Origin of the sequence: Microcella putealis (assembly GCF_004216575.1) — a bacterium.
Taxonomy (GTDB): Bacteria; Actinomycetota; Actinomycetes; order Actinomycetales; family Microbacteriaceae; genus Microcella; species Microcella putealis.
The window spans coordinates 365885-387205 of sequence record NZ_SGWW01000001.1; the positions used below are offsets into that span (position 1 = coordinate 365885).

Genomic DNA, 21321 nt, shown 5'->3' on the forward strand with positions numbered 1-21321 from the left:
CGGACGGCGAGGTTGACGGGCCGATGGGGAGGAGCGGTCAGCCGATGATGACGAACTGGTCGCCCATGTCGACTCGGGTGCCACGCGCCACGTGGTAGCGCCGACCTGGCTCACAGTAGCGCGGCAGCTGACCCGGCTCGCGCACAACCGTTCCGTTGCCAGAGTGCCGATCACTCACCCAGAACGCGTCGCCGTCGAAGCCGAACTCGAGGTGGGTTTTCGACACCGAGCGCGTCGGGTCAGACACGATCACGACGTGGTCGACGACTTCATCCGGCTCCGGTCGAGGATTTCGGCCGAGCAGCCCAGACCCCAGAACCGTCACGCTGTCGCCCGTGCTGAACTGCAGGACAACAGGGCGCCGCTCGGGGCTCGGCACCGCGTCCCCCCCACGCGCGGCGACCGGCTCCGGTGCCGACTCGGGCGATGGCACCTGCCGCGCATCTGCCGGAGCGCTCGTCACCTCCGAGCCGCCCTCGCGCGGGAGGGGGAAAAATCCAAATCCCACGGGGGCTAGTGCGGGGAGGGCCGGTTCCGGCGTCGTGGGTTCCGCCGCGACGGGTTCCGGCAACGCGGGTTCCGGCAACGCGGGTTCCGGCGCGACGGGCGTGCTGAGCGACGCACCGCATTCGCCGCAGAATCGGTCATCTGGGTGGGGGCGGGTGCCGCACACCACGCACGGCAGCAGCTCGGCGACTGGCCCCGGAGCAGCACTCGTACCCGTGCTCGCCGTCGGGGGCGGAACGATCGCCGGCGGCGCAGCCGCCACCGCCACGGAACGGCCGCAGCGCCCGCAAAACTGTGCGACGGGCGCGAGGGGTGCTCCGCAGTGCTCGCAGGTCATGACTGCGCCTTCCTCCGGCGACGACGCCGGACCCGGTCAGGATATCGACGCAGCGAGCGCGTGGATACGGCGGCGCGCAGACGCTCGCTGCGCGTCGCCCCCGCCCGGAATGCGTCGCGCGCACCGTCCACGGCCGCCCAGACCCGCCCCGCGTCGTCGGCGCTGGGCTCGTCGGGCGCGTAGACCGCGCGGTCCGCGACACGCGCGAGGACGAGCATCGGCGCCCGTCCGCTCGCGAGGGCGCGCTCGCGGCGGGTTCCCGTGGGTGGAAGCTCGATTCCCTGGTCGACCGCATCGTCGGTCGCCTGCATCCATCCGGCCAGGATACGCGTGGCCGGGTCGCGCGCGCGACGACGGCGTCGACGCCTCGCCGCTTTTCGCGCGACGATCACGAGGATGGGCGCGGCGAGAAGCGCGACGAGTGCGAGCATCCCGCCCACGATCTGGAGAACGAGCAGGAGCAGCGGGTCGAGTCCGCTCGGCGGCTGCTCGTCGAGTTCGATGTCAGGCGGCGCCTGCTCATCAGGCGGCGGCACGTCTTCGAGCGGGGGCTGCACCGCCGGCTGCGGACGCGTCACCGGCGTTGTCTCATTCGACTCCGGGGGCGGCACGTCGCGCCGCGGCGGCACTACGTCGATCGGAACCCAGCCCGCACGGGCGGTCCCGACTTCGACCCACGCGGTGAGGTCCCGCTCGCGGAACGCGTCGGGATCGCTCGGCGGGACTCCCCCGTCGTCTCGCTGGCTGTCGACGAAGCCCAGCACGATGCGCGACGGGAACCCCAGCTCGCGCGCCGCGAGCGCCGCAACCGCCGCGAACTGTTCCGCGTCACCGACCAGCGCGGGCTCGCCCAGCAGCGCATCCAAACGCTCGAGCGAGTGGCCCGGCCTGCTGGGTGGCTCGTCGTCGTCGACGCCGTGCGAGAGGTAGCCGTCGGCGGCCAGGCGATCGATGACGGCCTCGAGCCGCTCGCCGGGCGCGTCGAGACCCGCCGTAGTGTCGGCGAGCCAGTCGCCCAGGGTTTCCGGCACCGCGACGATCGCCGGAACGGGCTGGGCGCCCGGCGTCAGCACGCTGAGCTCGGCGCCGCCGGTGGTGTCCGTCACGAAATCGAGTGCGTACGTGAGTCCCTCCTCGGCCCCGCCCACGACCACGGCGCTGTCGGTCACGTCATTGTGCGCAACACGGTCGCGCACACTCGCCCCGTCGTCTCCCGCCACTCGAATGTCGACGAGTTCGCCGATCGTCGGCAACCAGGGGCCAAAACTGCGAGCGAGCGTGATGTCGACGCGACGACGCTGCTCCTCCTGCGCGACATCGCGTCGCGCGGGAACGCGCGCAAACCGCCCCGATGCGCTGTCGACGCTGTCGCTGCCGACGGCAAAGACAACACCGTCGTAGCTGTCGAGAACAGCAACGCGCACGCGGTCACCCTCGGCACGTCCCTCCACGACGATCGCCGTCTCGTCAGCGACCGCCGGGATGAAGGATGCGCGGTAGGCACCGAGCGGGCTCGGCGCGTCTAACGGGTTGAAGGGCTGCTCGACGACCGAGCGGACCACAATGCGATCATCCGGCGGGGGCAAAACGGCGATTAGGCCGGCCCCTGTACCACCGGCTACGAGCACGATGGTCGCGGCCGCCACGAACTGCCGAACCGCGCCGCCGCGCCCGCGATCAGCACTGCCGGCGAGCGCGTCAGCACGTTCATGGCGACGCCACACCGCCAACCAGAGCAGCAGCACGAGAAGAAGCCCGAGGGTCGTGCTGATGGGCCAGCGCACCTCGTCAGGACCGAGAGCGAGTACCAGCGGGTAGCTGATTGCCGGGATCGCGACCGCGAGCGCGCGGCGCCGGGCGCGCAGCGCGATGGCGACCGTCGCTGAGGCGCCGACAAGGAGGGTGACGAAGGCGGGAACGAGCAGGGACTGGTAATCGCCAACCGGAAGGTCGATCGTGACGAGACGGCGCCAGCCAAAAGCGATCGCCGCCGCAAGTTCCGTGAGGCCGTCCGGCTCGGGCAGCACCCCATAGACGGTGCGATCGGGCACGGCGAGCGGCACGCCCAGCACCGCGATGGCCGCCGTCACGGCGAGCATGAGCCCCCACGCTGGCCACCGCAGCGCCGATGCGGTGACCGCGAGCGCGCATCCGACGGGTATTACCACCGCGGCCATGATCACGAACGCGTCGTCGCGGTAGACGGGCCACCATGCGACAGCGATCACCGCCCACGCGGCTAGGGAGAAGATCAGGATGCTCGTCAGGACGGCCGGACGCGGAAGCGCGCGGGCTCGAGGTGCGCGGGGCGGGCGGGTGGCGCTCATGCGTCATCCGCTCCGCGCATGGCCCGCCGCAGGTCGCCGAGCGAGCCGATCGTGACGACGGTGATACCGGCGAGGCGACGACGGCCGGGAACCACGGTCGGGTCGCACTGCACCACGAGCACCTCGACCGCGGCGGGGAAGGCCGCCGCCGCCGTCCGCAGCCGTCGCGGAGCAACGGTCGACCCCACGACGAGCATCGCCACCGAGACCCCCGACACCGCGTCGGCAGCGAGCCGGGCCGCGTCAACGAGGCCGAGCGCTGCGGGGCCGTGCTCGACGACCGCCAGTTCGTCGAGCAGTCGATTGGGGGTGAGTGTCGGAAGCGGGCGCACGGCCACAACCGCGCGTTTGGCGAATTCGGGCGTGATGGCGCTCACGAAGACCGACAGATCGCGGGCATCGCGAATGGCGCGTGCGCCCAGGCTGCCCGCGGCACTCACGGCCAGCTCGAACTCGGCGTCTGAGCCGAAGTCGACGCTCGCGATGCTGAGCACCAGCAGCATGGTGCTGCGTCGGGTTTGCTCAAACTGCCGCACCATGAAGGTGCCGGTCTTGGCGCTCGACTTCCAGTGAATATGGCGACGATCGTCGCCCGCGCGGTACTCCCGCAGGGCGTGGAAGGCCAGATCGCTGGTCGTGAGGTCGCGGGTCGGCTGTCCCTCCAGATCACGAATGAGCCCCGTCGACGTTGACGGCACGTCGATGGTGGCGGGGTGCACGATGAACTGGGCGGCGTCAGCCCACTGGTGCTCACGCCGAACGATTCCGACCGGGTCGGCTCTGACGGTGCGCACCGGTCCGACCGTGAGGCGGCCGCGGCGGTCGGTGGGCAGAGCAATGGTCGGCTCGACGCGGCCACCTGGCGGCACCCCCGGAACGGCGATCGGCAGGATGCGCTCGCCGACCGGGAGGTCAACAACTGTCCCGAACGAGCGACGAGCGGTCGGGTTGTCGACGACCAGCCGCGCCTCGGCAGGGTCACCGACCGCGACACGAACCGGTGGGGGCACGAGGCGGAAACGCAATCGGATGCGCCCAATCAGGTAGGCGACCGCAACGAGGGTCAGCGCGATGCCCATCGTGCCGGCCACGATCAGTTCTGACCAGCCGAGCACGTAGCCCACGGCCAGGGCGAGCGGCGCGACAACGATGACGGTCCACCCGAGCGGTGTGATGACGGTCGATGCGGCATCCCAGGCCCGGCGCACGGCGCGCCCCAGCGCGGTGCCGGCGCGGACCGTTCCGACGACGAGGTCGGCCGAGAGTCCGGTGCGTCCGCCGACGATGCGGGTGCGCGCGGTGGTGACGCCGGTGCCGACGGTTGTCTCACCGTGATCGCGCGTACTCTGCGTGCGGCCCGGCCCGGTGGTGGTCACACGGCGACCCGATCGCTCGGAGGTGCGGTCTCGAGCACGACCTGCGCGATGACGGCCGACGGGGTGACACCATCAAATTCAGCCTCGGGGTCGAGCACGAGTCGGTGGGCGAGCACGGGCTCAGCGAGGGCCTTGACGTCGTCCGGAACAACGTAGTGCCGGCCATCGAGAGCCGCGAAGGTCTTCGCGCACCGCACGAGCGCGAGTGCGCCACGCACACTGGCACCGAGCCGCACATCCGCGTGCTCCCGCGTCGCCTCGACCAGCCGAGCAACGTAGTCACTGATCACCGGGTCAACGTGAACGCTGCGTGCTGCGTCAATCATGTCGCGCACCGTTTCGAGTTCGACGACAGCGTCGAGCACAGCCGCGCGCGGACTCGCCGCGCCCGAGAGGATGCGCACGGTCGACCCATGATCGGGGTAGCCGATCGCGGTGCGAATCAAGAAGCGGTCGAGCTGCGCCTCCGGCAAGCGGTACGTGCCCGCCTGCTCGATGGGGTTTTGGGTGGCGATCACGAGGAACGGCGCCTCGACAGGGTGACGAATACCGTCAACGGTGACGTAGCCCTCCTCCATCACCTCCAGCAGCGCCGACTGCGTTTTGGGGCTTGCGCGGTTGATTTCGTCGGCCAGCACGATGGTGGCGAAGACGGGCCCCGGGTGAAAGGTGAACTCGCCCGAGCGCTGGTCGTACACCGTAATGCCGGTGATGTCGCCGGGCAGCAGATCGGGCGTGAATTGCACGCGTTGCGTGGTGCCCCGCACGCTTTCGGCGAGGGCCCGCGCGAGCGAGGTTTTGCCCGTCCCCGGGACATCCTCGAGCAGCAGGTGACCCTCGCTGAGCATCGCCGTGAGGCCGAGACGCACGACGTAGGCCTTCCCGAGAAGCACGGTCTCGACGTTCGCCACAATCCGGTCGGCGATGTCGGCGAACCAGCGTGCCTGCTCGGGGGTCATCGTCATGACGGAAACCTTTCGTTGGCGAGTGTCGAGGCTGCACAGATCACGGTCGGTAGACCCGTTCGAACACCGTTCCTCCCACCGTAATGCGCACCTCGAGGCGGGGGTCGCTGGAGGGCGGCGCGCCGATCGTGCAGTTGCCCCCGGTGCTCGAGGGCGGCACCGGCCCGTCGTCGTTGCGGCAGAGGTACTCGACGTTGGCGTAGCCCGGGTGCGCGCCGCGCGCGTCTGGGCTTGTCCACGTCAGTGGTGTCCACGTGATGTCAGCCACGCGTTCCGGCGGCGTCTCACCACTCACCGTGAAGGTGGGACGCACGTCGATCGCGACCGCGACCGGCACGTCAACCGAGGTCGACCACTCACCGCAGAGCGCCGCCGACCCGTCGCGACAGACCTGAACCTGCACACTCCGCAGCGTGCCGTACGTGCCATCGGTCACGAACACGGGCAGGGCTGCCGGGGCGGATGCGATGCCCGACTCGCCGAATCGGTAGCGGATGAAGGGGGTCGCCTCCCCCGCCCGCGCGGTACCGACCGCGTCGATGCGCGCCTCAAAGCGTCCCTCAGCGACGACGATCGCGTCGGGCGCAAAGGTGACGGAGGTGACGCGGGCCGGCCGTGTGACCGTCTGCGCGGTCACGTCAACGCTCGCCGTGCATCCCTGACCGTTGTGCGCGTACACGACAACCCGGTAGCTGCGGTCTCCGGCGAGCCCGGAAAGGGTCGCGCTGGTGCGATCGGCGGGGTACGCGGTGGCTCCTGCGGGCGGCGAGAGCGTCGGCGAACCAGCGTCGACTCCCGACACGGTGCAGCTGGGGGCCTCACCGCCCCCGTCGGTAAACCACACGAAGTAGCGGTCGATCGCTCGACCATTGGCCCCGAAGGCTCCGGCCCAGTCGACTCGCAACTCCTGAGCATTCGGGTCATCGCTGGGCGTCGTCTGCACGGCACTGGGTGCGGCAACGCGCAGGGGCGGGCCCGCCGGCGTGCCCGTGGTCTCCGCGCTATTCCACGTGGTCAGGGGCGAGAAGGCATCGTTTCGCGCACTCACACTCACCCCGTAGGCGGTGCCGTTCTGCAGGGCACCGGCATCAACGACGGGAAGGGCGTACGCGGTTCCTGCTGGGTCATTTGCCGACACCTCAAGCTCGCGTGTGACCGGACCCACCGTGACGACGTAGCGCCGAATCGGCGAGGCTCCCGCCGGCTGAGTGGGCTTTTCCCACGTGACACGAAGACCGCCGTCGAGCGGCGTACGAGAAACCGCCACGGGCGCCGGCGGGACGAGGTCTGACCACACAGAATCGCTCAGTGTCGTCGGGGCACTCGCACCTTGGGCGTTGATCGCGGCGACCGCGATGCGCACGCGGTTGTCTGGCCCGTTCCCGGTCGTCGGCACCGTACACGGCGAACTCGCGCAGGCAACCGTCGCCGTCACCGCCCCGTCACTCACCCGGGTCACCGTCGCGTCGAAGCGCTGAATGGGCGCGTTGTTTGACGCCCCCGGCTGCCAAGCAATAGTCAGCGTGCGGTCGCCAAACTCTTGCACGCGCAACCCGCTGACAGGGTCGGGAACGTCTTGCACCGAAATGCGGATGCTGCCCCAGACCAGGCGACTAGGGTCGCCCGTCGCATCGGCGACCTGGTACTCGAGGAGGCTGTCGCCGGGCTGGGCACTGTTGGCCACGGTCACCGAGACCGCCTGCCCGTCATCGGTGGGACGTATCTGTACGCCAGCCGGAATAGAGGCACTGTCGAGGCCGCGAATCGCCACGACGCGCAGCGGCTCGAGCGGGAACGGGTTCGTCGCCTGGTCGTTGGTGAGTACGTCGACGACGGTGGTTTCCCCTCGCGGGGCGATCGCCGCATCCTCAATCGGGCGCGCGAGCGGTCGCGTCGACGGCACTACCGTGACGTCGATTCGACCGGACGTTCCCTCGGCGGCGTCGTCTCGCACCCCCACGGCGGCCCCGAATCGCGTGCCGCGCGGGGTGCTCGCTGCCACGCTCACCGTCGCCCTCTGGCCGCTGATCGCGATATCAAGGCCCGCCGGGAGGGCGCTTTCCAGGGCGTACGCCAGCTCGTCGATGTCGTCGGGGTACGGGTACGAGGTGATGCGCACCAGGTCGAGTTCGCGGCTCGTTCCCGGTTCGAGCTCGATGGTGGCACCGACGAGTACGGGAGGCTGGTTCTCTCGTGCCGTGACCTCGATGGGCAGCACGATTGTCGCGACGCGCCCCTCAGGGTCGTTTGCCGTGACACCGTCGGTCACCTCGAAGCTGATCGACGCCGGCCCGAAGTAGAGGTCGGCCGAACGGAAGCGCAGCGTCTGCTCGTCAACCACGAGCGCGCTGCCGTCGGCGTTGCTCGCCCGCACGGTCGCGGTATCGGTGAGCCGTACCTGTCGCCCGCCGACCGCCAACACGTAGTCGTTGATCGGGATGGTCACGGTCTCTTCGCTGACAACCTGGATGCGCGGTGCGCGGCGATCGAGCTGCGGAAGCGCATCCGCGGTGCCAGGAATCCAGATGAACGCCGTTCCGGTCACGGAGGGGTCGGCCGGATGGCTGAGGGAGAACGGCACAATCTGACGCCGTTCGCCCACTGTGACCCGGATTCGACCGTCAGCCAGCACTGTGGCACCCGTGCTGTATCCGGGCACGACCCGCACGGCGAGTTCATCGGCCGAGCCCTCGGCGAAGAACGCCCGAGCGAGCACATCGACGTCGACGGTGTCGCGTTCCAGAATGTCGGCGAGCGTCAGCACGACGTCACGCGCGATCGGCGGCTGCAGCGGGGCATCGGTCACCACGCTGACGGTGACGAAGGCCTGCGATGCTCCCCCGAAGTCGTTCGTGATCGTGTAGATGGCGCCGTAGATCCCGGGTTCTGCCGGCGGCGCTAGGCGGACGAAGCCGCCATCGACGACCTCGGCGATCATTCGCGGGTCGCCGCTTTCGACGCTCGTGACACGCAACGCACCGCCGCCCGGATCGCTGTCATTGTCGAGCACCGGCACGGTGACGACACCGCCGGGGCGCACCACGACCTGGTCGTCATTCGCCACCGGGTTACGAGCGCCCTCGAGGCGCGGGCTGATGCCAACGCGAATCGTTCCAGACGCGCGGGCGCCCAGGGCATCGACCACGGTGTAGCGGAACTCGTCGGTGCCTGCCGCGTATTCACCCGCCTGGTAATCGACGTAGTCGAGTCCGCTGTCGATCACGGTCCCCCGCTCGGGCGCGGTCTCCTGACCGACGAGCTGCACCGAGTCGCCATCCGGGTCCATGTCGGCGACGGGAATCCGGATGCGCACCGTCTCACCGGCAATCACTCGGGCTGTGATGGTGCGGGGCACGGGCGGCGAGTTGGTGGCCTCATCCGCCTCCCGGACGCTGATCCTCACGGTCGCCTGCGCCCGTTCGACCCCGAGCGGGCCCAACACTTCATACACCGCGGTGAAGTCGCCCGGTCGCTCGGGCGCGAGGTATCGCAGCGTGTCCCCGCTGACGAAGAGCAGGCCGTCATTTCCGCCGAGGCCGCGGACCAGATCGGGGGCCAGCGTGATGGGCTCGTCGTCGGGATGCTCGTCGTTCTCGAGCACCGGAATCGTCACCGCATCCCCGACCCGCACGGTCACCGTGTCATCCACCGCGATCGGGGGCTGCAGGGTCTCCGGACGCGGAATCTCGATGACCGTGATGGTGCCCTCGGCATCGGCGTAGCCGTTCGAGATGCGATAGCTCAGGGCGACGGGACCGTCCAGGGGCCGTGTCAGGGTGATGCGTGCATCCCGCTGGTCGAGCACCTCCGCGCGAATTCCGCTGTCGGCGGGAACGTCGGTGATGCCGGTGACGACGAGTACGCCGCCCGCCGGATCGATGTCGGTGGATGCGACCGGCACCACGGCGCTCGACAGGGAACGCACGAACGCCGTCTTGGGCACCGTGACGGGCGCGGCCAGCTCCGGCGGAGCCGTGACATCGATACGCACAACGCCGGTGGCGCTCTGGTCGCCGTCACTCACGACGTACTCGACGTAGTGGGTGCGCACCTCATCGGAGCTGAAGCGGAAGAAGCCACGCTCGAGGCGCGGGGTGATGAGCGCCCCCGCCCGCTCGGGGACCGACACGAGGCGCACTGTTCCACTTCCGCCGCGCACGTAGCGCAACGGTTCGACCCGCGCCTCTTCGCCCGCAACCACCTGCACCGCGAACGGCTCAGCGATGATCGGCACCTGCCCGAGGGGGCGAACGGTGACCGCCAGCTCTCCGACGCCCGCCAATGAACCGTCAGAGACGGTCAGCGCAACGGTACGTATCTCGCCGGCACCCCCCAGCTCAGAGACGGTGACGCGACCGTCAGGGCGGGCAACAACCTGGTCGGGTGCCGCGACCGTCGCATCGGCCAGGTACAGCGGGTCGCCGTCGGGGTCGACCCATTCGCCCAGCACGTTCGCCGTCACTCGGCCCCCCTCGGCCACGGTCGTGCGGGCGGGTCGCACCTGGGTGGGGGCGCCGTTCTCTTCCGGCTGGCGCACCGTGACGACCACGGTCGCCGTGTCCGAGCCGCCTCGGCCGTCGGTGATGGTGTAGTCGAAGGCCAGCACGCCGGCGGCGTCGGGCGGAAGCGTGAGCTGTACTTTTTGACCGCTGTCGACAATGTCGAGGCGCGCCTCATCGTCGGGGCCCAGCTCTGTCGTTTCGGAGACCACGAGCACGTCACCGTTGGGGTCACGATCGTTCAGCAGAACCGGAAGGATCGTCGATCGACCGGGCCGCGCGCCGAAAGCGTCATCTTCGGCGATCGGCGGCTGCTGCACCCGGTCAAGCTCCGGAGGGACATCCAGCGTTTCGGCCTGTTCCTCCCGCTCGTCCTCCTCCTCCGCGATGAGGTCATCCCAATTGGCGATGAGCGCACCGCTGCCGCGCACATCCCACACATTCCCCGTCGCACGATCGTTGAGGACCACCCGATCGTCTCGCACGACGAAGTCGAGACCCTCCCCCGGGAGAAGCCCGGGAAGGGTCGCGAAGGCCGGTTCCGTGCACGAGCGCCACGCGGTGCCGTCTGTCCACGCCGCGATGATGCAGCCGTCGACGACGACCGGGGCGATGGGGTCGCCCGCGCGGTCGGCAACGAGTTCGCGCACCTCACCCGCTGCGTCGATCGACAGCAAGCTCGTGGGCGTCGCGACGATCAACGAGTCCGCCTCGTCCGAGGCGTGCGCGAGCACCGCGTCACCCTCCGCGAGCCAGGGGCTGAGGTCGATGGGATCGCCGTCGCGCAGCACGCGTTCGCCATCCGGATCGAGGACCCACCACTGGCCGGCCGCAATCGTGATGTCGAGGCGGCCGGTCGATGCGGGTTCGATGGGCCAGCTCTGTTCGACTCGGTCCAGGCGGCCGGGCGCAAGGCGATGCACCTCGCCCGTCGCCGGGGACGCGATGGCGAGCCCGTAGCGGTCGGTCGCCCGCACGGCCGAGTCTGGCCCAAAGGACAGGGGCGCGACCGAGGCAACGTCAAAGTCATCAAACAGAACCCATGGCACCGTCCACAGGTCACCCGTATCCGCCGTGTGCACGACCACCGTCTGGCCGACGAGCCGCACGTCGGGCTCGATGGGCGGCAGGGGAACCGTGAAGTCGACGGTCGCGCGCGCAGCGTCCAGCACTTCCGCTTGCGCATTCAGACGGTCGAGCACCATGACGTCGCTGCCGTGGTGACGCACCTCGAGCTCAGATCCCTCACCCACGACGACCGCGTCCAGCGCGCCGATCTGCAGGTTCGCGCGTGCGGCCGATTGCCGCTCACCGTTGACGACCCAGACGGAGCCGTCGTTGAGCTGGGCGCGCTGCACGTCAAAGCCTGGGTGCAGAATCGCGAGTGTTGAGACGACCGCCGCGATGAGGGTGCCGCTGACGGCGCTCACCCACGCGGATCGTCGGTGGGATGCGCGCTGCGCGGCGGCGAGGACCATCTCAGTTCCCACCCGTCATCGCGCATTTTTCGGCGCTCGCCGGGCCGGTACGCCCCTCACGGGCGACGCGCACCGTCACGCAGACCTGTTGGCCGGGCTCGGCGACGACCGCAAATTCGGTTGCGCGCTGCACGGCGGGGGGCTGACCGTCAACGCTGACCCGGTACGTGTCGCCCGCGGCGATCCCGGGATCTTGCCAGCGGAACGTGACCTCCTCGCCCGCCACCTCTGCTTCCACGTCGGTGACCCGTGGCAACGACCCGTCTTCTCCGGTGACAGCCCACCACGTGGCCGTTGCCCCGAGACCCACCACGGCCAACGCGACCACGACGAGCACCGCGGCGATGACTCGCGATCGGTGACCCTCATGCCGCGCGGCGCGGGCTTCCGTGCCGAGGGTTCCGGCAGACACGGTCGCCTCGGTATCGACGGGGCTGCGACGGCGGCGACGTGGCCCCCGCCCGGTGGGCGTCCGCGGCGACACGGCGCGCACCACCGTGCGGTCGGCGGGGTCGCCGGCGATTGCCCTCGCCCAGTCGTCGAGGGCAATATCGGCGTGAGTCGGAGCGAGGCCCAGCTCGGCCTCGACGCGCTGCAGGTCGCGCACCAGTTCCAGCGCGGTCTGCTGCCGTCGCCCGGGGTCGCGGCTCATGGCGCGACGCAGCACCGCCTCGAGAGAGGCCGGCGCATCCTGCCGATCAAGCGCGGGCAGTCGCGATCGGGTGATGCGCGCAATCAGTTCGCGGGTGCCGTTCTGCCCGCCGGGCTGCTCAAAGGGTGAGCGACCGGCGAGAAGCGTGTACAGCGTTGCCCCCAGGGCCCACACTTCGCTGCCGATCGTGCCGGTTGTTTCGTCGAGCAGCACTTCCGGCGCCGACCACGGGACGGACATTCCCACCGTGTCCCCCACGCTCGGCGCGGCGCCGAGGCTCGCGGCGATGCCAAAGTCGCTCAGCACCGGATGCCCGAACGCGGTGGTCAAAATATTGGACGGCTTGATGTCGCGGTGAAGAACACCCTGCCGATGCGCCGTCTCAATGGCACTGCCGATCTGCACGCCTATGCGCAGCACCTCCGTGACCGGGATCGTCTCGCGGCGAAAACGATCGGCTAAGTGAGCACCACACAGCTCCATGACGAGATAGGGGCGACCGTCGGCGCTGATGGAGGCCTGGTACACCGTCAAAATGCCGGGATGCGATGACAGCTGCGCCATAAGGTTGGCTTCGGCCTGGAACATGCGCCGCACGCTGTCGGTGACCACGTCGGCGAGCATGACCTTGACGGCCACTTGGCGCCTCGGCATGTTCTGTTCGTACAGAAACACGTCGGCGAAGCCACCCGTGCCGAGCAGGCGGATATGGGTGAAGCCGGGCAGGACCGGCGGCACTGACGGCCGACGTTGCACCACGAGACCCCCCTCCCGGCGTGATCGCGCCCAGTCTAGGAGCTATGCACCAGCCGTGGCTTCCGGGGCGCGCACCACATCGATCACAATCAGGGTGACGTTGTCTCGGCCACCCTGCGAAAGCGCGGCGTCGAGCAATGCGTTCGCCGTCTCTCGCGCGCTCAGCCGGGCGGCGAGGTGCAGGCGCAAGCGCTCGTGCGACACCTCTTTCGTGAGACCGTCGGAGCACAGCAGCAGACGCAAGCCGGTCGTGATCGGAAGATCCAGAAAGTCGATGTCCGGCTCGAGCGAGAATCCCACGGCGCGCGTGATGACGTTCGCTTCGGGATGCGCCTCCGCCTCCTCCGCGCTGATCTGCCCAGCCGTCACCATCTCTTGGACGAGCGAGTGGTCGGTCGTGATCTGACGCAGCTCATTACCGCTGAACGCGTAGACGCGTGAGTCACCGACGTTGAACACCGTCAGGTGCGCCGAGCCGGCGTCGTCAGCGGTGAGGGCCGCGCCGGTCACCGTCGTACCGATTCCGCGATCCTCCTCGTCGAGGTCGTGAATGTCCCAGGTCGCGCTGTGCAGCGCATCGATGATGTCGTCGCGGGTGACAAAGTCGCCGCGCGCCGCCGCCTGGAGCCGTCGCACGACGGCGTCGCTCGCGCGATCGCCGTGTGAATGGCCGCCCATCCCGTCGGCGACGGCGAACAAAGGCACGTCGGCGAGGTAGCTGTCTTCGTTGTGCGCCCGGCGATAGCCGACGTGCGTGACGCCGTGCCACGACAGTTCGACGGCCCCGGTCCGACCCGGCAGCCCGACAATATGGCGCACGGTACTGCGGCCGATGGCGGTCACGGGTGCTCCTCGGGCGGGCTCGGGTTCGGGTGGAATTCGATGACGATGCCATCGCCCAGGTCGACGGCGGCGTCGGGGAGGACGACGCACGACTCTCCCGGTCGGAGCCGGCGTGGCGGCCCGGACGCCCAGTGTACGACGAGCCCGTTGGTCGATCCCGCGTCGGTGACGACGAGGGAGTCGCCGAGCTGCTCGATGCGTGCGTGCGTTGACGAGACCCCGCGGCGATCGCGCGGCACGATCAGCTTGCGCGGTTCGACAGGGCCGGCCACGCGCGCGGTTGCGGGCGAGCGGCCCACCAGCACGGGGCGGTCGAGCGGCACGGATGTCGCGGAATTGCGCACCACGAGCATCCATTCGATGCGATCGGGCGCGTTCGCGACCGGCGCGTCGTCGTCAGGCCATTCGACGGATGCGCGTGTCGCGCGCCGCGCGGACGCCGGCAAACGACGCAGCACCTCATCGACGGCCGATGCGACCGGCCGCGGCGCCGTGTCAGACGACGGCTCGACGAGCCGAATCACCGTGTCTTCGACATCCGAGCGGTCGACGGATTCTCGGGCGTCGCCCGTCGCGTCGCTGCTTCGGCTGTCGGACATGTCGTCACGGTACCGCGCGCTCAGCCCTCACCGAGGTAGCTCATCACGTGCTTGATCCGCGTGTAGTCCTCGAAACCGTAATGGGACAGGTCTTTGCCGTACCCGGAGTGCTTAAAGCCCCCGTGCGGCATGTCGGAAACGAAGGGAATGTGGGTGTTGATCCACACGCAGCCGAAGTCGAGGTCGCGGCTGAACCGCATCGCTCGGGCGTGGCGGTCGGTCCAGACGGACGCCGCGAGCGCGTAGCGCACACCGTTCGCCAGCTCGAGCGCTTCCTCCTCGGTGCGGAAGGTCTGCACGGTCAGCACCGGGCCAAAGATCTCCTCCTGCACGGCCTCGTCGTCCTGCTGCATCCTCGTGACGATGGTTGCCTCGTAGAAGTAGCCGCGATCGCCCTGACGACGGCCGCCGGTCACGATGTCGGCGTGCGCGGGCAGGCGGTCGACAACACCCGCCACCCTCGACAGCTGGTCGGCATTGTTCAGCGCGCCGTACAGGATGCCGTCGTCATGAGGGGCCCCGGTTCGTCCGTGGCTCTGAGCGCGCGCCGCAAGCGCAGCGACAACCTCGTCGTGCACAGACTCGTGGACGATAACCCGCGTGGCAGCGGTGCAGTCTTGGCCGCCGTTGAAGTAGGCGGCGAGCACGAGGCCCTCAGCCACCTTCTGGGGGTCGGCGTCGGGGAACACGATGGCGGGGGCCTTCCCGCCGAGTTCGAGGTGTACGCGCTTCAGGTCGTCAGCCGCCGCGCGGGCGACCTGCATTCCGGCGCGCACCGATCCGGTGATGGCCACCATCTGCGGGGTCGGGTGCTGCAGCAGGGCGGCGCCCGTCGACCGGTCACCGGTGACCACGTTGAGCACGCCGGCGGGAAGGTGCTCCGCCGCCAGGCGCCCCAACAGCAGCGTCGACTGCGGAGTGGTGTCTGACGGTTTCAGCACCACGGTGTTTCCCGCGGCAATTGCCGGCGCAATCTTCCACACCGCCATGTTGAGCGGATAGTTCCAGGGGGTGACCTGCCCGATCACGCCAATCGGCTCGCGCCGAATGAAGGAGGTGTGGCCCGCGAGGTACTCGCCGGCCGAGCGTCCGTCGAGGTCTCGAGCGGCGCCGGCGAAGAATCTCAGCTGGTCGACCGACTGATCGATCTCGTCGGCAACGAGTGTTGCCCGGGGCTTGCCGGTGTCTTCTGACTCCAGGTCAGCGAACTCGTCGGCGTGCGCCTCCATGGCGTCAGCGAGGCGGAAGAGGGCGAGCTGGCGCTCAGCGGGGGTCGTTCGCCCCCAGCTGCGGAATGCGCGATCGGCGGCGTCGTACGCACGATCGATCTCCGCGGGGGTCGAGATGGGCGCGTGTGCGTACACCTCTTCGGTGGCGGGGTTAATCAGGGCAATGGCCTCGTCGGCACCACTGTCGACTTCAGCTCCGTCGATGATGGGGCGCAGTGTGGTCTCACTCATACGGGCACGATACCCGCGTGGCACGCATGAATCCAGCGCTCCGACGACGGAATCCGTCGCAGTTATCCCCAGCTTGATTCGGAATCGCTTGCTAAAGGCTGCTCGCACTGTCAGAATCGGGACATGTCAGGACGCCCGAAGCCTCTGCAACTCGACGACGTCTCGAAGGCGATCGTCGAACAGCTGCAGACCGACGGCCGACGCTCGTACGCCGAAATCGGCAAAGCGGTCGGGCTCAGCGAAGCCGCCGTCCGTCAGCGCGTGCAGAAGCTCACCGACGCGGGCGTCATGCAGGTGGTGGCCGTTACCGACCCCATGCAACTGGGCTTCTACCGCCAGGCGATGATTGGGGTGCGCGTGACCGGCGACACGACGAGCGTTGCCGAAACTCTCGCGAAGATCCCCGCCGTCGACTACGTCGTTCTCACGGCCGGCAGCTTCGACATCCTCGCCGAGGTTGTGTGCGAGAACGACGACGACCTGATCACGCTCTTGAACACGCGCATCCGCGGTATTGAGGGTGTCGCCAGCACCGAGACCTTTGTCTATCTACGACTGCAGAAGCAGTTCTACAACTGGGGAACACGATGAGTATCTTCACGCGCAGCAAGAAGAAGTCAGCCTCGAAGGATGCGCGCACCGCGCACCACGAGGACAGCCACGCGATCGTCGCCGAGAGCGCCCTGGACGGGGCTATCGCGGCAAGCGAGCACGCCGATTTGCAGCAGAAGGCGAAAGACCACCTCTGGATGCACTTCGCCCGCCAGTCGGGAATGGAGTCGGGAAACGGCGTGCCGATCATCGTGCGCGGCGAGGGGCACCACATCTACGACGCGCAGGGGCGCAAGTACATCGACGGCCTTTCTGGGCTGTTCGTTGTTCAGGTGGGCCACGGTCGCGAGCGTCTGGCGGAGGCGGCTCGCAAGCAGGCCGAAGAGCTCGCGTTCTTCCCACTGTGGTCATACGCGCACCCCACCGCGATCGAGTTGGCCGACAAGCTGGCCGACTACGCGCCGGGTGACCTGAACCGCGTGTTCTTCACCACGGGCGGCGGCGAAGCCGTCGAGTCGGCCTGGAAGCTGGCGAAGCAGTTCTTCAAGCTCACGGGCAAGCCCATGAAGCACAAGGTCATCTCCCGAGCTGTCGCGTATCACGGCACCCCGCAGGGTGCCCTCGCGATCACGGGTATCCCCGGCATGAAAGAGATGTTCGAGCCGCTGACGCCCGGTGGCTTCCGCGTGCCCAACACGAACTACTACCGAGCCGACGAAATGGGCTTCCACGGCTCGCTCGAAGAGTTCGGACAGTGGGCGGCGAACCGCATCGAAGAGGCCATCCTCTTTGAGGGCCCCGACACGGTCGCTGCCGTCTTCCTCGAGCCCGTGCAGAACTCGGGCGGCTGCTTCCCGCCGCCCCCCGGCTACTTCGCCCGGGTGCGCGAGATCTGCGACAAGTACGACGTGCTGCTCGTCAGCGACGAGGTCATCTGCGCCTACGGTCGCATCGGCGAGATGTTCGCCTGCACGGCCCTCGGCTACGTGCCCGACATCATCACGAGCGCCAAGGGACTCACGAGCGGCTACTCGCCGCTCGGCGCGATGATCGTCTCCGACCGCATTTACGAGCCCTTCAAGCACGGCCAGACGGCGTTCTACCACGGCTACACCTTCGCCGGTCACCCGGTGTCGGCGGCCGTGGCCCTCGAGAACATCGCGATCATGGAGGAAGAGAACATCCTCGAGCACGTGCGCGAGAACTCGCCGAAGTTCCGTGCCGCTCTCGAGCGCCTGCTCGACCTGCCGATCGTCGGCGACGTGCGCGGCGAGGGCTACTTCTTCGGCATCGAACTCGTCAAGAACAAAGAGACGAAAGAGACCTTCAACGCTGACGAATCCGAGCGCTTGCTGCGCGGGTTCCTGTCGAAGGCTCTGTTCGACGCTGGGCTGTACTGCCGTGCCGACGACCGCGGAGACCCCGTCATTCAGCTGGCACCGCCGCTGACGATCGGTCCGAAGGAGTTCGACGAGATCGAGTCGATCCTGCGCGCCGTGTTGACCGAAGCATCCAACCGGCTGTAACTGGCCAGCCGAGCGACGGGCCCGCGCGCGTGTATCGCGTTCGGGCCCGTCGCGTCTAGCCCTCGAGTCACGGGCGCGTTGTGCACCATACTCGCCCCATGAGCACAATCGTCGCGCCCCCGGTGCCCGAAACGCGAGCACGCGCTGGCGCCCCCCGGCCCGGGGAATGGCTCGTGCTCGGGGTGCTTCTCGCCGTGAACGCCGGAATCGCCGCGTTCGGCTCCGCCGTCTCCCGGGAGCACATCGACGGGTGGTATGCCTCCGTTCCCGCACCCATCTGGGTGCCCGAGAACTGGGTGTTCGGCGCGGTGTGGTCGACCCTCTACGTGCTGATCTCGGTCGCCGCCTGGCTGGTCTGGCGGGAGCGTCGCCGCCGCCGGGTCTCGACGGCTCTCACGGCTTATGTCGTGCAGATGGTGCTGAACAGCCTCTGGTCGCCCGTGTTTTTCGCCCTCTACCCGGCGATCGGTTCGCTTGCGACGTGGCTGGCACTTGGCATCCACATGCTGTTGCTGCTGTCGCTTGTGGTCATGATGAGCGAGTTTTGGCAGGTCCGACGCACCGCGAGCATCCTCGTTGCCCCGTATGCCCTCTGGGTGATCTACGCAGCCTCCCTGACGGTCGCGTACGCCGTCGTTCTTCCCTGAGCCTGATCCCGCACCGCCTGACGGAAGGCTCTTCTCGTCGTCCGCGAGGGTGACGCGCAGACGACGTGGAGGCTCCTTTCGTACGCTCGCATGCGTGCCGACGGAGGGAGGGACCATGGCGAACGTCGCGCAGCAGCACACGACACGCGTGGGCTTGCGCCCTCCGCGCGCCCGCTCCGTAGGGGTGCTGACCCTTTTGGTCGCACTCGCTCTAGTCACCGCCGGTGCTGGTGCCCTCATCGCCCAGCCAGCCTTCGACGGCTGGTACGGCATGACGGCGAAGCCGATGTGGGCCCCCCACGAGACCGTTTTTGTTCCCGTGTGGGTGGCTGGGTACCTCATGATGGCGATCGCTGGCTGGCTGATCTGGCGACGTCCCGAGTCGACCGAGCGCTCGATCGCTCTCAAGCTGTACGCAGGGCAGTTTGCCCTCACGGCGCTCTGGGCGCCCGCATTTTTCGGCCTCGGCGTGACCGGCGCAAGCGGCCCATGGCTGGCCTTGGCGGTTCTGGTGGTGCTCGACATCGTGATGCTGGCGACGATCTTCCGCGTATGGGAGGTCCACCGCGGCGCAGCGCTGCTGATCGTTCCCGCGTTCGTGTGGGCGCTGTTTGTGACGACACTCAATTCGGCGGTCGCCGTCCTCGCGATGTAGCGGCTGTTCGGACAGTAGCGTGACGGTATGAGCTCGGCCCCGCCCCCTGCGCGTTCACGCGCACGTCGTATTGGGCGAGCCGCACTCATGGGGTGCGCGGCCGTCGCAATCGCCGCGCAGCTCGTGGTGCTCGGCGCGGTCGGATGGGCCACAGCGAACCCCCGCGCCGTCATCGACCACTGGACGGTGGCCCGCTTCACGCCGTCAGGGGAGGTTCAGTCGCTCGCCGATCGTGCGGGCATGAGCGAGCAGGGTCGCTTCGTCTTCTACGCGAGTCGGCCCGCCGTGCTCAGCGATCGTGACTTCGCTGACTCGTGTACCAACGACGAGCCGGGCATCGGGGTGTTGGGCTGCTTCACGCGGCCGGAGGGCCGCATCTACCTTTTCCCGATCGCCTCCCCTGAACTCGAGGGCTTGCAAGCCGTTGTTGCCGCACACGAGATGCTGCACGCGGTGTGGGACCGCATGGCCGACGACGAGCGCGCTGCTCTTGCCGAGCCGCTCGAGGAGGCGTTCGCGGCGCTCGGACCAGACCACGAGCTCGTCGAACGCATCGCCCTCTATGAAGAATCCGATCCGCAATCGCGCATTCCCGAGCTCTACGCGATTCTCGGCTCAGAGGTCCCCACACTCCCCGCCGTACTGGAGGCGCACTACGCGGGCTGGTTCAGCGAGCGCGACGCCGTGACAACGCTCTATGCGAGCTCGACGAGCGTCTTTCGTGAACTGGATGCGCGGCTCGCCTCCCTGCAGGAGGAGATCGCAACGCTGGGGGCCCGCATCGAGGCCGAGCGAACCACCTTTGCCGCCACCTCTGAGCAGCTCGCCGCCGACATCGACGACTTCAACACGCGGGCGGACACCCCTGGCGCCTTCGACACGGTCGACGCCTTCGACGCGGAGCGCGCCGAGATTCTCGCCCGTCAGGCAGCCCTCGAGGAGGCGCGCACCGCGCTCAATGCCGCGATCGACGACTACAACGCGCTGCTCGTCGAACTGGAGGACCTCAACGGCGAGGCCGCCGCCCTCAACCGAGCCATTAACGTCGTCCCCGAACCGTTGCCCACCGAGGACGCCGGCTGAGCCACGAGCGCGTGAGTGTCACGAGCGCGGGAAGATGTCGTCAATCTCGTCGAGGTCGCGGGCCGACGGTGTCCACGCTGACGCCGCCGCGGCGTTCTGGGCGACCTGCTCGATCGAGGTCGCTCCCGCGATGACCGAGCCCATGGCGGGGCGGCTGAGCATCCAGCCGATCGTCGCCTCGAGCATCCCGACGCCGCGATCGGCGCAGAAGGCGGCGTAGCGTTCCATGGCGTCCCACGGCGCGTTCTCGACGAGGTGCGGGCGCTGGCGCATGATGCGCGAGTCTGAGGGGCCGCCGTCGCGCGTGAACTTCCCGGTGAAGAGGCCGTTGTACAGCGGGAACCAGGGCAGGAATCCGACGCCGTATCGGTCGGCGACCGGCAACAACTCGTCTTCCGCGCCACGCGTCAGCAGGTTGAACTCGTTTTGCGCCGAGATGAATCGCGGGTGGCCGTGCAGCTGCGCGATGAGCTCGGCCTCGACGAGCTGCCACGCGCTGAAGTTGGAGTGGCCGATGTAGCGGATCTTGCCCTCGTCGATGAGTTCGTCAAGCGCCGCGAGCGTCTCCTCGATCGGCGTGAGCGGGTCGGGGGTGTGTAGTTGGTAGAGGTCGATCCAGTCGGTCTTCAGGCGCGTGAGACTCTGTTCGACGGCGAGGCGCACGTAGCGGCGCGAACCGCGCGCCCCCCAGTGCGGAATCGGGCTCTCGTAGTCGGTGTGGCCGAACTTGGTCGCCAGCACAATCTCGTCGCGACGGCCGGCGAGGGCGAGTCCCATCATCTCTTCGCTGCGCCCGTACGCGTAGCCGTAGATGTCGGCGGTGTCGAACAGGGTGATTCCGTGGTCGATCGCCGCGTGCATGACACGGGCGGCGCCCGCCTGCTCCTCGGTCGCCGTGCCGGGCCGGCCGAAGTTGTTGCAGCCGATGCCGACGCTCGAGACGCGAAGGCCAGAGTCACCGAGAGAGCGATAGGTCATGTCCGTCATGCCTCCCATCCTCCCAGCCTCGGGCACATCGCGATGCGTCCCCCGGTGGCTCATGGATGCCCGTGGCCGTCG

At 68.7% G+C, this 21321-nt stretch carries 15 protein-coding genes and 1 pseudogene; 5 read left to right on the top strand and 11 right to left on the bottom strand.

The annotated features are described in order from the left end of the window. Positions 1 to 37 precede the first annotated feature (37 nt). The 10 genes and pseudogenes from EV141_RS12395 to EV141_RS01830 all read right to left on the bottom strand — a co-directional run bounded on the left by EV141_RS12395 (position 38) and on the right by EV141_RS01830 (position 15799). The gene (locus tag EV141_RS12395; RefSeq protein WP_157985479.1) at positions 38 to 508 is read right to left on the bottom strand and encodes an FHA domain-containing protein; all 471 of its coding nucleotides are present in this window, start codon (positions 506 to 508) and stop codon (positions 38 to 40) included. A 126-nt stretch (positions 509 to 634) separates the two neighbouring features. Next, positions 635 to 844: pseudogene (locus EV141_RS12480) on the bottom strand (double zinc ribbon domain-containing protein); the annotation flags it as partial. Next, positions 841 to 3171, bottom strand: a complete 2331-nt coding sequence (locus EV141_RS01795; RefSeq protein WP_130484258.1) for a transglutaminaseTgpA domain-containing protein — start codon at positions 3169 to 3171, stop codon at positions 841 to 843. The gene EV141_RS01795 and the pseudogene EV141_RS12480, both read right to left, overlap by 4 nt. Then, positions 3168 to 4547 carry a DUF58 domain-containing protein gene (locus tag EV141_RS01800; protein WP_130484259.1) on the bottom strand — a complete coding sequence of 460 codons (1380 nt, stop codon included), beginning with the start codon at positions 4545 to 4547 and terminating at the stop codon, positions 3168 to 3170. The genes EV141_RS01795 and EV141_RS01800 overlap by 4 nt, the downstream gene beginning before the upstream one ends. Then, positions 4544 to 5512: an AAA family ATPase gene (locus EV141_RS01805; protein WP_130484260.1), complete on the bottom strand. Its 969-nt coding sequence runs from the start codon at positions 5510 to 5512 to the stop codon at positions 4544 to 4546. The genes EV141_RS01800 and EV141_RS01805 overlap by 4 nt, the downstream gene beginning before the upstream one ends. Positions 5513 to 5552: 40 nt before the next feature. Continuing rightward, positions 5553 to 11441 (bottom strand): Ig-like domain-containing protein, encoded by a 5889-nt coding sequence (locus EV141_RS01810; RefSeq protein ID WP_130484261.1) that lies wholly within the window; start codon positions 11439 to 11441, stop codon positions 5553 to 5555. A 49-nt stretch (positions 11442 to 11490) separates the two neighbouring features. Beyond that, positions 11491 to 12900: a serine/threonine-protein kinase gene (locus EV141_RS01815; RefSeq protein WP_130484262.1), complete on the bottom strand. Its 1410-nt coding sequence runs from the start codon at positions 12898 to 12900 to the stop codon at positions 11491 to 11493. Between the two features lie 39 nt (positions 12901 to 12939). Then, positions 12940 to 13740, bottom strand: a complete 801-nt coding sequence (locus tag EV141_RS01820) for a PP2C family protein-serine/threonine phosphatase (protein ID WP_130484263.1) — start codon at positions 13738 to 13740, stop codon at positions 12940 to 12942. Beyond that, entirely contained in the window at positions 13737 to 14339 is a 603-nt protein-coding gene (locus EV141_RS01825; RefSeq protein WP_130484264.1) for an FHA domain-containing protein, read from the bottom strand. Before EV141_RS01825 ends, EV141_RS01820 begins: the two co-directional genes overlap by 4 nt. 20 nt (positions 14340 to 14359) lie before the next feature. Beyond that, entirely contained in the window at positions 14360 to 15799 is a 1440-nt protein-coding gene (locus EV141_RS01830) for a gamma-aminobutyraldehyde dehydrogenase (RefSeq protein ID WP_130484265.1), read from the bottom strand. Between the two features lie 123 nt (positions 15800 to 15922). Here EV141_RS01830 and EV141_RS01835 point away from each other — a divergent pair, with 123 nt between their 5' ends. The 5 genes from EV141_RS01835 to EV141_RS01855 all read left to right on the top strand — a co-directional run bounded on the left by EV141_RS01835 (position 15923) and on the right by EV141_RS01855 (position 20262). After that, on the top strand, positions 15923 to 16390 hold the full coding sequence (locus EV141_RS01835) for an Lrp/AsnC family transcriptional regulator (protein WP_130484266.1): 468 nt from the start codon (positions 15923 to 15925) through the stop codon (positions 16388 to 16390). Beyond that, entirely contained in the window at positions 16387 to 17877 is a 1491-nt protein-coding gene (locus EV141_RS01840; protein ID WP_130484267.1) for an aspartate aminotransferase family protein, read from the top strand. Before EV141_RS01835 ends, EV141_RS01840 begins: the two co-directional genes overlap by 4 nt. A gap of 98 nt (positions 17878 to 17975) precedes the next feature. Beyond that, positions 17976 to 18524 carry a TspO/MBR family protein gene (locus EV141_RS01845; protein WP_130484268.1) on the top strand — a complete coding sequence of 183 codons (549 nt, stop codon included), beginning with the start codon at positions 17976 to 17978 and terminating at the stop codon, positions 18522 to 18524. Between the two features lie 115 nt (positions 18525 to 18639). Beyond that, positions 18640 to 19179, top strand: a complete 540-nt coding sequence (locus EV141_RS01850) for a TspO/MBR family protein (protein ID WP_130484269.1) — start codon at positions 18640 to 18642, stop codon at positions 19177 to 19179. Between the two features lie 87 nt (positions 19180 to 19266). Beyond that, positions 19267 to 20262 (top strand): hypothetical protein, encoded by a 996-nt coding sequence (locus tag EV141_RS01855; RefSeq protein ID WP_130484270.1) that lies wholly within the window; start codon positions 19267 to 19269, stop codon positions 20260 to 20262. A gap of 18 nt (positions 20263 to 20280) precedes the next feature. Here the strand turns inward: EV141_RS01855 and EV141_RS01860 are convergent, their stop codons facing one another. Then, positions 20281 to 21249, bottom strand: a complete 969-nt coding sequence (locus tag EV141_RS01860) for an aldo/keto reductase (protein WP_130484271.1) — start codon at positions 21247 to 21249, stop codon at positions 20281 to 20283. Positions 21250 to 21321 lie beyond the last annotated feature (72 nt).